At 65.8% G+C, this 14283-nt stretch carries 7 protein-coding genes; all 7 read left to right on the top strand.

The annotated features are described in order from the left end of the window. The first annotated feature begins 111 nt into the window (after positions 1-111). The 7 genes from Q7P21_RS06150 (at position 112) to Q7P21_RS06120 (ending at position 14258) form a co-directional block, all read left to right on the top strand. Positions 112-291 carry a hypothetical protein gene (locus tag Q7P21_RS06150; protein ID WP_304176225.1) on the top strand — a complete coding sequence of 60 codons (180 nt, stop codon included), beginning with the start codon at positions 112-114 and terminating at the stop codon, positions 289-291. Then, a complete protein-coding gene (locus Q7P21_RS06145; protein WP_304176223.1) occupies positions 288-2810 on the top strand; it encodes an ABC transporter permease in 2523 nt (840 codons plus the stop codon). Before Q7P21_RS06150 ends, Q7P21_RS06145 begins: the two co-directional genes overlap by 4 nt. 143 nt (positions 2811-2953) lie before the next feature. After that, positions 2954-3538, top strand: coding sequence for a TetR/AcrR family transcriptional regulator (locus Q7P21_RS06140; protein WP_304166309.1), 585 nt, complete (start codon positions 2954-2956; stop codon positions 3536-3538). An 83-nt stretch (positions 3539-3621) separates the two neighbouring features. Next, positions 3622-4443, top strand: coding sequence for an SDR family oxidoreductase (locus Q7P21_RS06135; RefSeq protein WP_304166310.1), 822 nt, complete (start codon positions 3622-3624; stop codon positions 4441-4443). Positions 4444-4472: 29 nt separating this feature from the next. After that, positions 4473-6170 carry a CocE/NonD family hydrolase gene (locus tag Q7P21_RS06130; protein WP_304176221.1) on the top strand — a complete coding sequence of 566 codons (1698 nt, stop codon included), beginning with the start codon at positions 4473-4475 and terminating at the stop codon, positions 6168-6170. 860 nt (positions 6171-7030) lie between these two features. Next, positions 7031-8935 carry a hypothetical protein gene (locus Q7P21_RS06125; protein ID WP_304176219.1) on the top strand — a complete coding sequence of 635 codons (1905 nt, stop codon included), beginning with the start codon at positions 7031-7033 and terminating at the stop codon, positions 8933-8935. Positions 8936-9515: 580 nt separating this feature from the next. After that, entirely contained in the window at positions 9516-14258 is a 4743-nt protein-coding gene (locus tag Q7P21_RS06120) for a YDG domain-containing protein (RefSeq protein ID WP_304176217.1), read from the top strand. Positions 14259-14283: the final 25 nt, after the last annotated feature.

The following is a 14283-nucleotide window of genomic DNA, read 5'->3' as shown; positions in this document are numbered from 1 at the left end:
GCCAAAAGGTTTTACTGCCTTAAAGCAAATCGAAAAAGTGATCGCAGATCGCAAAGGATATTTCGAAAAAGGCCAATTAAACTCCGCGCCCTGGCCGGCCGGCCCAGCCTGTTGTTCGCCGATGAGCCGACCGGCAATCTCGACACCGCCAACGCCGTCCATGTGGCCCAGCTGATGTTCGACCTGGTGGTCGAGACCGGGGCCGCCCTGGTGCTGGTGACCCATGATCCCGAGCTGGCGGCCCGGGCGGACCGCATCGTCCACATGCGTGACGGGCGGCTGGCGTCTTGACCTGGCTCGCCTGGCGTTTCGCCCGACGGGAGCTGCGCGCCGGCGTCCGGGGCTTCCGGGTGTTCCTGGCCTGCCTGGCGCTGGGCGTCGCGGCGATCGCCGCCGCGGGCTCCACGGCGGAGGCCTTCCGCCGGGGCCTGGCCTCCCAGGCCAGCGAGATCCTGGGCGGCGATCTGGCGCTCACCGTCGAGCAGCGCGAGTTCACCCCCACTGAGCGCCAGGCGATCCTGGCCCAGGGCCGGGCGTCCTGGGCGGTCAGCGCGCGAGGCATGGCCCAGTCGCAGGCCGGCGCGCGCCGGCTGGTGGAGCTGCGCGGCGTGGCCGGCGACTATCCCCTGGTCGGCAAGCTGGAGCTGAAGGGCGCGCCGGACCTGGCCGCCGCCCTGCGCCCCGAGCCGGACGGGACCCCGGGGGCGGCAGTGGAGCAGAGCCTGCTCGACCGGCTGGGGCTGAAACTGGGCGACCGTTTCCTGGTCGGCAATGCGCCGCTGATCGCGCGTGCGGTGCTGATCCAGGAACCCGACCGGCTGTCGCGGGGCTTCGCGCTGGGTCCTCGGGTGCTGACCAGCCTGGCGGCCGTGCGGGGCGGCGGCTTTCTCGAGCCTGGCTTGCCCTTCGCGATCACGGCGCGCCTGAGCCTGCCGCCCTCGGTCTCGCCGAAACAGGCGACGGCCACGCTGCGGCGGCTGGCGCCCCAGTCGGAGCTGCGCATCCGCGATCGCGATGACGCCGCGCCGGGCATCCACCGGCTGATCGACCAGCTGGAATATTTCCTGGGCTTCATCGGTCTCGCCTCCCTGGTGGCCGGCGGTCTCGGGGTGTTCGGGGCGGTCTCGGCCTATCTGGAGGCCAAGACCCCGGCCATCGCGGTGCTGAAGGCCCTGGGCGCCGACGGGGCCCTGGTGCGGAATGTCTATCTGCTGCAGATCGGCCTCCTGGCCCTGCTGGGGGTGGCGATCGGGGTGGCGATCGGCGCGGCGGCCCCCCTGGCGCTGGGCGCCATGATCCAGGGCCAGCTGCCCGTGCCGGCCCTGTTCGCCCTCTATCCCGGCCCGCTGATCAAGGCGGCGGCCTTTGGCCTGGCCTCGGCCGCCGCCTTCTCCCTGGTCCCCCTGGCGCGGACCCGGACCACCTCGCCGGCCATGCTGCTGCGCCGCGACCTGAAGGGACGGGTGTCGTTCGGGATCGAGTGGATCGGGGCCGGCCTTGCGGGCCTGGCCCTGGGCTCCCTGGCGGTGGCGACCGCGCCGACGCCGATCGCGGCTGTGGTCATGATGGCCGGCGTGGCCGTGGCCTTCGCCTTCCTCTGGGCCCTGGGCCTGGCCGGCGCCTGGGCGGCAGGCAAGGTCCGGGGGCGCACCTCCGGCCCGCTGCGCATGGCGCTGGCCAATCTGGCCGGCCCCGGCTCGGCGGCGCGCACCGCCGCCCCGGCCATCGGCCTGGGGGTCGGATTGCTGGCCGCCGTGGTGCTGATCCAGTCCAGCCTGCTGCGCCAGGTGTCGGAGGTCGCGCCGCGCACCGCCCCGGCCCTGGTGTTCACCGAGATCCCCGGCGACCAGGCCGCGGCCTTCGATGCGACCGTGACCCGGGCGTTCGGCGCGCCCCTGACCCCGGACACCTATCTGCGCGCGCCCTTCGCCACCGGCCGGATCGTCGCCGTCCGGGGCGCGGCCGTGGTTCCGGAGGCCATTCCGGCGTCAGATCGCTGGGCCTATGACAACGACATCTCGCTCTCGGCCCTGGGGCCGGAGCCGGCAAACGCCGGGGTGATCGCCGGTCATTGGTGGCCCGCCGACTATGCCGGCCCGCCGCTGATCGCGGTCGAGGTCCAGGCGGCCAAGGGCGGCCATCTCAAGGTCGGCGATCGCCTGACCGTCTCGATCCTCGGCCGCGAGATCGAGGCCCGGGTGGCGGTGCTGCGCAAGGTCGACTTCGGCGGCTTCGGCGCCAACTTCCCCCTGGTCCTGACCCCCGACGCCGTGGCCGGCGCCAATCTGCGCCAGGTAGCCATCGCCAAGGCGAGCCGGGCCCAGGAGGCGGCCGCCACCCTGGCCCTGGGCCGCGACTTTCCGCAGGTCAATGTGATCTCGGTGCGCGACCAGCTGGAGGCGGCGACCGACCTGTTCGCCCGCCTGGCCCTGGCGATCCGGGGCGCGGCGGCGGTGGCGGCCCTGGCGGGCTTGCTGGTGCTGGTGGGGGCGATCGCGGCGCGGGCCCAGGGCCGGGCGCGGGAGGCGGCGATCCTCAAGGCCCTGGGCGCCAGCCGCCTGCAGATCCTCAGCGCCTATGTGCTGGAATATGGCGCGGTGGGCGTGATCGCCGGCGCCGCCGGCGTCGGCCTGGGCTATCTGGCCGCCTGGCCGGTGGTGACCCTGGTGTTCAAGGCCCACTGGAGCGTGGACTGGGCCGGTGTCTGCGCCCTGGTGGCCGGCGCGGCCCTGATCGCCGGCCTGGGCGGCCTGGCGGCCTCCCTCCAGGCGCTCTCCAAGCGCCCGGCCGAGGCGCTACGGACGCCGTGAGGTCGGCCTGGTGGCGGGTGGGCGGTCCACGGCCGTCAGGCCTCCAATCGGTAGCTCGGGTCGGAGTTTGATGCTCCGGCCAAGCCTGGATGGCGGATTGCGATTATTCTGGACTAATCGTTCAATTATGGTAGAGCTGACATATGACCCGTCGAAAGGAATTCGATCGCGAACAAGCGCTGGATGCGGCGCGAGATGTCTTTTGGGCGCAGGGCTACGAGCCGACGTCGATCGAAGATCTGGTACGCGCCATGGGTATTGGGCGGCAGAGCCTGTACGACACGTTTGGCGACAAGCACGCCCTCTATCTTGAGGCGCTGCGGCGGTACACGACCAACAGCGTCGCCGAGCTGATCGCGCTGCTGCGGCGAGAGGGATCGCCCAAGGAGACGCTCGCGCTTGTCTTGCTCGCGGAAGCGGCTCTCCCGCCTGAGGCGCGGGCGATGGGCTGCATGGGCGTCAATTCGATCTGTGAGTTCGGGCAGGGGGATTCCGAGGTCGCCTCCGTGCGCGCCGCCAATGGCGCCCTCGTGGAGCGCGCTCTGACCGAACTGCTGACGGAGGGGGTTGCCTGCGGAGATCTGCGCGCTGATCTGGATGTGCGCGCTGCGGCCAGCTCAATCCAATGCACCCTTGGCGGCTTGAAGGTGAGCAGCAAGGCCGGCGCGCCGCCGGCCTTGCTGCGCCAGATCGCCAGCTTCACCCTCGACAGCCTCCAGGCCCGCTAGTCAGCATCCTGCCTCCGTCCGCTCAACTCCTTGGCGCTCTATTATTGACTGTTTGTTCCAATATGAATTTCGGGAATTCCTCCATGACCAAGACCATGCTGATCACCGGCGCTTCCAGCGGCATCGGGCTGGCCAGCGCGAAGCGGTTCCTCCAGGCAGGATGGAACGTCGTCGCGACCGCCCGCCGGCCCGAAGTCTTGGAGGAGCTGGCGCGATCGGATCGTGCGCTGGTGACCCGGCTCGACGTGACGGACCAGGCCTCGATCGCCGAGGCCGTGGCTCTGGCGATCGGCCGGTTCGGCGCCATCGACGTCCTGATCAACAATGCGGGCGTGGGCTTGGCCGGTCCCATCGAGGCGGTGACGCCTGAACAGTTTCAGCGACATTTCCAGACCAACCTCTTCGGCTTGGTCGAGACGACCCGCGCGGTCCTGCCGTTGATGCGAGCCCGTCGCGAGGGCTTGATCATCAATGTCGGCTCCATCGCGGGCCGGTTCGGATTGCCGTTCTTGTCGCCCTACAACGCCAGCAAGTTCGCAGTCGAAGGCCTGACGGAGTCCCTGCACTACGAACTCAAGCCGTTCGGCGTTCGCGTAAAGCTCATCGAGCCGGGCGGCACCCGGTCCGAATTCGCCCACGAATGGGCGATGAGCCCGGCCTATGAACCGCAACAATCGGTGGTGAAGGCGAAGATGACCGCCGGTGGGGCGGCGTCGCCAGGTCCGGAGACCGTCGCCGCCGTGATCCTCGGCGCGGCCAGAGATCGGTCGGACCGTCTGCGCTATGCAGCCGCTAATGGCGGTGCGTTCCTGATGCTCAACCGTTTGCTGCCCACCGCCAGCTGGCGTCGCGCGATCACAAAATCCTTTCTCGGGACATCCTCGCCGCGAAGCCAGGCCGCGTAGCCGAGATCCCGCAGGCCTGGAGGCAACCCATGAACCGACTCATTCTCGCCGCCGTCATCGCTGTCCTCCCCTTGGCGGGGGTGGCGTCGCCGACGATAGCTCAAACCCCGCCGACCTCAGCCCCAACCGGCGTGACCAAGCCCGCCGAAGTGTGGGCCGAGATGCGCGACGGCGTCAGGCTCGCGGCGAATGTCTATCTGCCTGCGGGCTCAGGCCCCTGGCCCGTGGTGGTCACGCGCACGCCCTATCTGAAGGATGGCCCGTTCTATGCCGACCCGCGCAGCGCCGCAGGTGTCGACGGTCCCCAGCTCTATAACGACCACGGATATGTGTTCATCGTCCAGGATGTCCGCGGCCGGGGTCATTCCCAAGGCCACTATTCGCCGTTCAGCGATGACATCGCCGATGGCTACGACACCATCGAATGGGCCGCGGCGCAGTCGTGGTCGAACGGCAAGATCGGAATCACGGGGGCCTCGGCCATGGGCATCACCGCGAATCTGGCCGCCATTGGCGCGCCTCCGCACTTGCTCGCGGCCTTCACCGTGGTCTCTCCGCTCGATCGCTCCGAAAGCTCCACCTATACCGGCGGGGTCCTGCGCCAGGCGGACATGGAGCGGTGGTTAGGGTTCGTCGGGCTGGACGCCGGAGGCACGCTGGCCAGCCCAGGGTTTCGCCCGACGTCGGACGTGTTTTCCGACCGAAGCGAGATGAGCCAGGGGCTGAAATACGTCCGCATTCCCATGTATCATGTCGGAGGTTGGTACGACGCCTTCGATGAGGGCACGCTGGAGAAGTTCGTCTGGCTGCAGAACCGAGGCGCCGAGGGTGCGCGGGGCCAGCAGAAGCTGTTGATGACCCCGTCAGGCCACGGCCCTCTGGCAGGCGATCTCGCCTATCCGGGCGCCGATCGCACGGAGGTCGCCGGTCAGCAGGAACTGCGGTGGTTCGACCACTGGCTCAAGGGCGCCGACAACGGCGTCATGGATGAGCCGCCCGTCAGCTATTTTATGATGGCCTCCGCCCGGCGTGGAGCGGCGTCCGACAAGAATCGGTTTGTCCCCTCCGGCGATTGGCCGCCTGCGGCTCACGAGGTTCGCTACTATCCGAGCCCCGATGGCGGCCTCAGCCTCGACGCGCCGACCGTGCGTCAATCCAAGATCTCGTATCGCTTCGACCCGGCGGCACCCGTCGCGACGGTGGGAGGGTCGACGATCTGGTCGGACTTCGGGATCGGACCCATGGATCAGCGCAAGATCCCGATCCGGGCGGACTATCTTCGCTTCAAGACCGAGCCGCTGGCGCGCGATGTCTCCATAGCCGGGCCGATCAGCGTGGACCTTTACGCGGCGACCGACGGCGCGGACACCGACTTCATGGCCAAGTTGGTCGACGTCTATCCGGACGGCTACGAGGCCCTGGTCCTCGATGCGCCGATCCGGGCGCAATATCGCCAGGGCCGCGATCCCGCCCTGCTCAAGATGATGACGCCCGGGGTCCCAGAGCGCATGCGCATCGACCTTTGGGATACAGCCCTGACCTTCGAGAAGGGCCACCGCATCGAACTGGTCATCACCTCGTCCAACAGTCCTCGGTTCGCCGTGAACCCGAATACCGGCGACCCGACGGCCAAGCCACGGGTGGCCGTCAACACGATCTATCTCGACCGAGACCACCCCACGGCGCTGGTCCTGCCGCTGGTCTATCTTGAGGGGGCGTCGCGATAGGGCGTTAGTGGGAGGGCGTAGGGGACCGGGCCCGCTCACGCATATGATCACTCATGGCCTGCTCCTGCTGGAGCGAAGCTTGCCTCCGCGAGAGGCGCGCAGGACGCGCTTACACTCGGTCTCGATGACCGCGCCTATGCCGGCAGCCGGGCTCTGATCGACACCGCGAACGGCGAAAATCTGGGTGATGCCTGGCAGATGCCGATTCCGTGCCGGCTCTGCTCAGTCGCGCCGAGGTCCAATCCGACCCCCGTCTTGCGGCCTGGGAAGACTTTGCTGAGGAAACGGTGGTGCTAGTCCGCCGCGAAGGCCTCGCGTCGGCCTGGTCCCACCGCGAACGATAGCGAAGACCGATGGGCTTTCAGGTTGGGCTTCATCGCCAGAGGATGGGTGAAGCCCGGATCTTAGGGATTTTGCCGCCGGGCTGAGCCTGTTTGCCAGACTTAGCGGCGGTGGGGACAGTCGGGCATGAACCCGTCTCCCGCCGCGACCTGACGGGGGTGGGATGGGCGCAAGCGACAAATTGGCGTGCCGGTCCCTGCTTGGCCCCGAAAACCCTATTCTATTCTACTTAGCGTTGAAATCACAATAGGATATGCAAGCAATAAGTCGCATTGAAGCAATATAAAATCAGTATTCATTGCACGCTGCGTCAAATATAGCCCGATATGCGGAATTGACCTATTTTGGGTAACTTGGACTCTGCTTCCACGATTTATTTTTTTGCCGTGAAACTCCGCATGGACAAATCTTTCCCGCCAATTAGCCTAGCTTCCAGGCGGTCTGATCAGACGTCGCAATGAAGCCTAGGGGCTGGAGATCGCGCGGCATCGAGAGCCGCGGCGCCTGGGGGGCGAAGCATGACGTCAAGAGTGAGCTGGTCGGCGCGGCTCCGATATTCCTTCGACAAGTCGATGGCGGGGGGAACGGTCGCCCTGATGGGTTGGCTAGCGCTGGTCGTCCTGTCATTGGCGTCCGCCGCCGGGCTGTTTCTCGCGCTCACTCATATTGGGCCGGCTGGCTCAGGGCCCCTGGATTTGCGCGAGAGCCTCTGGCAGGCAACGATGCGGGCGATAAATGCGGGTCCCGTTGCAGGGGACCAGGGCTGGTCCTATCGCGCAGTGATGCTACCCGTCACGCTCATCGGCATCGTCGCATTTTCGGCGCTGATCGGCGTCCTGTCGGCAGGGGTCGACGCCCAGATTGAGCGTTTGCGCAAGGGTCGATCCAAGGTCCTTGAGCAGGACCACACCATCATCCTCAACTGGTCATCATCGATCTTCGACGTCATTTCCGAACTGGTTGTCGCCAACCAGAACCAGCCTCGGCCACGCATTGTGATCATGGCGGACAAAGACAAGGTGGAGATGGAGGACGAGATCGCCGCCATGGCGCCGCGTCTTGGCCGCACGCGCATCATATGCCGTCGGGGCGCGCCGACCGATCTGAGCGATCTCGGGATCGTCAGTCCTCAGCAATCGAAATCGGTGATCATTCTGTCGCCCGAGGGAGACGAGCCCGACGCGCAGGTCATCAAAACCATTCTGGCGCTGATTCACGACCCCAACCGCCGGACGGAGCCCTACCGCATTTCGGCGGAGATACGCGATGGGGCCAACGGCGATGTAGCCCGGGTCGTCGGCGGCTCCGAGGTGCAGCTGGTGCTGGCGGACAATTTGCTGTCCCGGATCGTTGTGCAGACCAGCCGGCAATTGGGTTTGAGCGCGGTCTTCTCGGAACTGCTCGATTTCGAGGGTTGCGAATTCTATTCCCACCCCTGTCCGGAGCTGCATGGCGAGACCTTTGGTGACGCCATCCAGGCCTTCAACACCAGTGCATTGGTCGGACTGTCCAGCCGCGATGGCAAGGTTCAGCTAAATCCGCCGATGGACACCATCATCACTCCGGACCAGACCCTGGTGCTGATCGCGGAGGACGACTCGGCGATCGTCTCCAGCCTTACCAGGTCGCCCCAGATCGATCGGTCCGTCATCCAACAGTCGCGCGCGCGGCCGCGCCCGGCCGAGCGGACCTTGATCTTGGGGTGGAACCGCCGCGGGCCGAACATTGTCACCGAGCTGTCCCGCTACCTTTCGCCCGGGTCGAGGCTGGTCGTCGCGGCGAAGATCCCGGACCTCGCAGGCACGTTGGCCGACGTGCCGTTGATCGGTGACGGGGTCGTGCTGGAGACCCGGGTGATTGACACCTGCAGCAAAGCGTCTCTCGAGACCCTGGACATCGCGGCCTGCAACAGCATCATTGTCCTCGCCCACAGCGACCAGCTATCGGCCCAAGCCGCCGATACACGCACCCTGATCACCCTGCTGCACCTGCGCGAGATGGCCGACCGATCAGGCCGCCATATCAACATCGTCAGCGAGATGGCGGACATCCGGAACCGCGAATTGGCGGCGGTAACCCGGGCCGACGACTTCGTCGTGAGCAACAAGCTGATCAGCCTGATGCTCGCGCAGGCCTCAGAAAATCCTCATATCTTGGCGATATTCGGAGACCTCCTGGACGAGGCCGGCTCGGAAATCTGTCTGCGGCCGGTCGGGGATTATGTGTCGCTCGACGGGCCGGTGACCTTCTTCACCATCGCGGAGGCCGCCCGCGCAAGGGGTGAGACGGCGTTCGGCTACTGCCGGCCGCGCGACGGAGCCCATGGCGCGACAAACCCGGGCGGCGTGGTTGTCAATCCGCGCAAGTCTGAGGCGCTGGACTATCGCAGCGGCGACCGCGTGATCGTCCTGGCGGTGGAATGACGCCCTGGTGGGTCACGAGGCGCGCGTTCTGAAATTGGCGGTCGGCCTGGAGCAGGGGTGCTTGAGCGCGATCGGGGCGTCTCTGATGAAACATTCGATCGCCGCCATGGTCGCGCTGAAGCCGATCTCCGCCTCGCCCGGCCCTGGGCCCCATGCGGGGATCGCCAGGCGATTTTGAAATGCGACCTGCTTGACCGAGCGTGTTTCACGTGATCGGCGGCGACTATACCCAAATATAGGATAGGAGCACGTGTCCACGTTGAGCTTCATCAACTGTAGATAGCCAATCACTCCCGAGGAAAAAAGAAAATATAGCGCGACAGGTGTTCTAACTTTCGGCGGTCGAATATTTCAGAGATGCTAATGCCGAAATCCACCTCGGAGCCCACATTCTGTGTCTGCACCTGTTGGTGGTCCTTTCGCCCAGCGACCTCGTCGTCGGGTCACTCCTGGACAAGGCGGTTGCGCGCCTTTGGCGGTCCCATCAAAGGGCGCCGAGCGGTCCCCGCGTTTCTTCCCGGCGATAGCCCTTGGCGCGCAGAACTCCACCGCCGTGTCTGGCTGGCCTGCTGGAACCGCCATGGGGCGGATTGGCCTGGCCCTGCCCGCCCGCCCGGCTTGGGCTTCCGGGCGACGAATTCAGGTGCTCGCCCTGATGCTGTCCCTTCTCGGCGTGGCGAGGGGCGCGGCGGCGAGCGAAGCCCCAGTCGGACTTCCAAGCGGCCCAGACGTCATAACCGGATCAGTCGGGTTCAGCAGCGCCCCGAGCGCGCTCAATATTACTCAGACCACGAATAAGGCGATCATCAATTGGTCCGATTTCTCAATTTCAGTCGGATCTTCAGTCGTTATAAATAACGGAACCGGCGCGACGCTCAATCGGGTCGTGGGCAACGACGTTTCTGCGATAAACGGGATGTTGAGCGCCACGGGTTCTGTCTTTGTCATCAATCCAAATGGCGTAATTATTGGCAAGAACGGCGTGGTCAACACGGGTGGGAGCTTTATCGCCTCATCGCTGGATGTCGCGAATATTGACTTTCTAACGAGCTCCAGCCTGGGCTTCCGCGGACGGTCCGAGGCCAAGGTGCTCAACCAGGGGCATATTTCGTCCGCCGGCGGCGATGTCGCGCTGGTCGGCGCCGCCGTCGAGAACCAGGGGCAGCTTCTTGCGCCGAACGGAACGGTGGCGATGGGGGCGGGATCGAGCCTCGTGCTGTCGGATGGCGGCGGTCTGACGCCCGGCCTTCTCAATGTCGAGATCGGGGGGGCAGGCTCCAGCGTCACCAATTCCGGGCTGATCGAGGCAGCGACGGTCGAGCTGAGGGCTCAGGGCGGCAATATCTATGCGCTCGCCGGCAATTCGTCCGGCGTCATTCGCGCGACGGGCATAGAGTCGCGAGGCGGTCACATCTGGCTGGTGAGCGAGGCGGGCGCCACGTCCGTCGCCGGCGTGCTTGAGGCCAAGGGCGCCGACGGCGCGCCTGGCGACATCGAAACCTCCGGCAGGGACCTCAAGATCGGCGTTGTTGACGTAAACACCCATGGCGGAACCTGGCTGCTCGATCCGACAGATCTGCACATCGATTCTGTCGCAGCCGCCTCGATCGTCACGGCGCTCGATGCCGGCACCAACGTCACGGAAAAGACCACAGGCTCTATTGGCCAGTACGGCCTGGCCAGCCTCCCGGCCAATGGCCACGGCGACATATTCGTATCTTCGTCCATAGCGTGGACGGGGGCGGGCGTCCTCACCCTGGACGCACTGCGGTCGGTCATCTTTCACGCCAATGTTCAGGTTCTCGGCGCCGGCGGCGTTGTCATCAAATACGGCGGCGGTGACCCGGCGGGCGATCTGCACTTCGGCGCTGGCGCAAGTCTTCGGTTTTCCCTGACCGATCCCGCGCAGTCCCTGTCGATCAACGGCCAAACCTACAGCCTGATCGGCAATAGGGCGCAATTCCTCACGGACGTGAACGCCAACCAGGCAGGCCACTTTGCTCTGGCCAACGACATAAGCATGGGCGGTCCAGCTTTGACCGCAGCCGCGATTTCACAATTCTCCGGGGTTTTGGAGGGCCTGGGTAACGCGATCGACAACCTCCAGATCAATGCGCCGACCGTGAGCAGCGTCGGCTTGATCGGGAGTCTGACGGGAACCGTCCGCGACCTCAGGCTGACGGGCGGTGGGGCCGTTACGGGACTGTTGAATGTCGGCGCGATCGCGGGCTCGGGTAGCGGATCTATACTGAATGTGGTCAGCGACACGACAGTATCAGGTCGCGCCTTCGTGGGAGGACTGGTCGGATTTGCGCAAGCGAATACGATAAAGAGGTCTGTCGTCAGCGGCAGCGTATTCTATACGGTGAATGATGGTTATTACGGTGGAATAGTCGGGATAAACGGTAACAATTCTCTGATCGAAGACTCTATATTCAGTGGATCTGTCTCCGGATACGACCTGGTCGGGGGCGTTACCGGCCGCAACAGTCCAGGTTCAATCATACGTAATGTGCTGGTTTCTGGCTCATTCAGTGGAGTTCTTTCGAATACAGCGCTGATATCTCCGATAAATGATGCTGGAAGTAGCATATTTAACTCCAGCAGTACTACGGTCGTGACGGCCTTGGTTGAGATCGACCCTGTGGGTCCGTTTAACGTCATTTCCCTCACGCCCGTAAACTGGACTGTGGCGGACGCTTCCTCCGACTACGGAACGCTTGCCGTCCTGGGCGCCGCGACGCTCTCGGGCGTCTCCGCCGGCGACTCCAGCAATGTCGTGGCGACGGTGGGACTGACCACCAGCCTCGGCGCCCCGGTCACCCTGTCGAACAGGCTCGCCGTCGGCTCCTATCTGCAGATTGTAACCGGGCTGACCGGGACAGCGGCCTCGTCATATGCCCTGGCCAGCACGGGCAACACCGCCGGGACGCTGATCGTCCGGCCCTTGGTGTTGATCGGGGTCCTGTCGACGGGGAGTTCCGTCTATGGCGGCAGCCTGTCTCCCGGGACGCTGACGTTCACGAACCTGGTGGCCGGCGATTCCGTCACCGGGGGGGCGGTTGTGGTCAACACGACCGGACTGACGAGCTCGTCAGGTCGACTCGTCGCCGGGGCGCACCCGGGCATCGAGTCCGTTGGATCGTCTCTGAGCGGCGCCGACGCCGCGAACTACAGCTTCGCCGGGGCTACCGGAGCGTACACGGTCCTCAAGGCGACCCTCACCGCCTCCCTGGCGGGGACCGTGACCAGGGACTATGACGGAACCACCGCAGCCGTCTTGAGTGGTGGAAACTTCGCCCTCAGCGGGGTCGTGAGCGGTGACGCTGTGGCCGTCAGCAGTCCGACGACGGGGCTCTACGATACGAAGGCGGTCGGGTCCGGAAAGACGGTGACCGTAACCGGTCTCGGCCTGAGCGGGGCGGACGCGGCGAACTATTCGGTGGGCTCCACCGTCTCCGGGCCGGTTGGTCAGATCACCGCCAAGATGCTGACCGCCTCGCTGACCGGCCTGGTGAGCAAGACCTATGACGGAACCACTGCCGCCAGCTTGAGCGCTGGAAACTACGCCCTGTCAGGGGTTGTGGGCGGCGATGTCGTGACGCTGATCGCGCCGACCTCCGGCGCCTACGACACCAAGGCGGCCGGGTCCGGCAAGACCGTGACCACCACAGGGCTGGGTCTGGGCGGAGCCGACGCAGCCAACTATACCGTCGGGTCTGCCGCCTCCGGGGCCGTGGGTCAGATCAGCCCCCTTAGCATCACCGCCTCGCTTACAGGTTCGGTGACCAAAGCCTACGATGGAACCGCCTCGGCCACCCTGAACGCTGGAAGCTACACCCTGAGCGGGCTGCTCGGCGGCGACGGGGTGACGTTGAGCGCCGCCTCGGGTCTCTACGACAGCAAGGCCGTGGGGGCCGGCAAGACTGTGACGTTCACCGGTCTCGGCCTGGGTGGGGCGGATGGGGCCAACTACACGGTCATCTCCACGATCTCTGGCGCAATGGGCCAGATTACGCCCAAGACCTTGACCGCCTCGCTCTCCGGCCCGGTGACCAAGACCTATGACGGCTCCGCCGCCGCGACACTGGGGGCCAGCGCCTATGCGCTGGGCGGGCTGGTGGCCGGCGATGCGGTGACGCTGACCGCAGCCACGGGACTCTATGACACGAAGGTTGTCGGGTCAGGCAAGGCCGTGACCTTCACGGGGCTCGGTCTGAGTGGGGCGGACGCCGCCAACTATACGGTCGCGCCCTCGGTCTCCGGCGGGGTGGGCCAGATCACCCCTAAGACCCTGACCGCGTCCCTGACCGGCTTGGTGAGCAAAGTCTATGATGGGACTCTGACGGCCACCCTGAGCGCTGGCAACTATGCGCTCAGCGGGGTCGTGACGAGCGATGCGGTCGCCCTGAACAATCCGAGCCTTGGCCTCTACGACACCATCGCGACGGGGACTGGCAAAACCGTAACGGTCGCGGGCCTCGGTCTGAGCGGGGCGGACGCTGCCAACTATGTCGTGGCTACCACCGTCTCTGGGGCGGTTGGGCGCATTTTCCCGGCCGCCTCGCAGATCTCCAGCGCCGGGGCGTTGGCGTCGCCTAGCCCCATCAGCCAACTCCAGAGTTCTGGGGGGCGGGCTGGGGGCGACGGGAGCCTGATGTCCGTCGCGCCGGGGTTGATCCAGACCTCTGGGTTGGAGCCGCTGGGTGCTCAGGCCTCTGCGCAGAGTGATCCCGAAGCCGCGCCTACAGACGCCGGGCCCCCAGAAGCCGGGCCCCCAGAAGCCGGGGCGACAGAACTGGCGGCGGCTGATAACCCGGCGCCCGAGCGCGCGGAAGGTCAATCAGGCTCCACCTCGTCGGCGCCGCGGTCTTCCGCATCGTCACCGGCATCGTCACCAGCATCGTCAACTGTCCGATCCTCGATCTCCGCGGCAGCTGCGACGGTCGCGTCCCGGCGCTCGGCAAGTGTCGCTCAGGCGACCAATGGGTCTGTGGCTTCGAAGGCGGGGGGCCGGCCGAAGGGGCCGACGATTGGCGTGCGGGCGACGGACTCCGCTGCGCCCAGCCCCGGGACCATCACCACCCAGCAAGCCAACTTGGCCAGGCGCACCGCGATCGTGGCCGCCGCCACCCGTGCTGCGGCGACCAGAGGGAATGAGAGCCAGCCCGGCGACCAGTTGGCTGAAAGTTTTCACGACAATGTCTGGCTGGACAATTCGTCTCTCGACGAGATGGGGCAGTCGCGAAGCATTAAACAACTTAATAGCGCTCAATCACTGTCCAATATGATAGCAACATTTGTCTTAATACTTGTGCCCTAGGGTCTAAAGTTATGTCTCAGGATCG

Origin of the sequence: Phenylobacterium aquaticum (assembly GCF_947378715.1) — a bacterium.
GTDB lineage: Bacteria > Pseudomonadota > Alphaproteobacteria > Caulobacterales > Caulobacteraceae > Phenylobacterium > Phenylobacterium aquaticum_A.
Note: the sequence above shows the minus strand (reverse complement) of the source record. Positions and strands in the feature narration are given on the sequence as shown.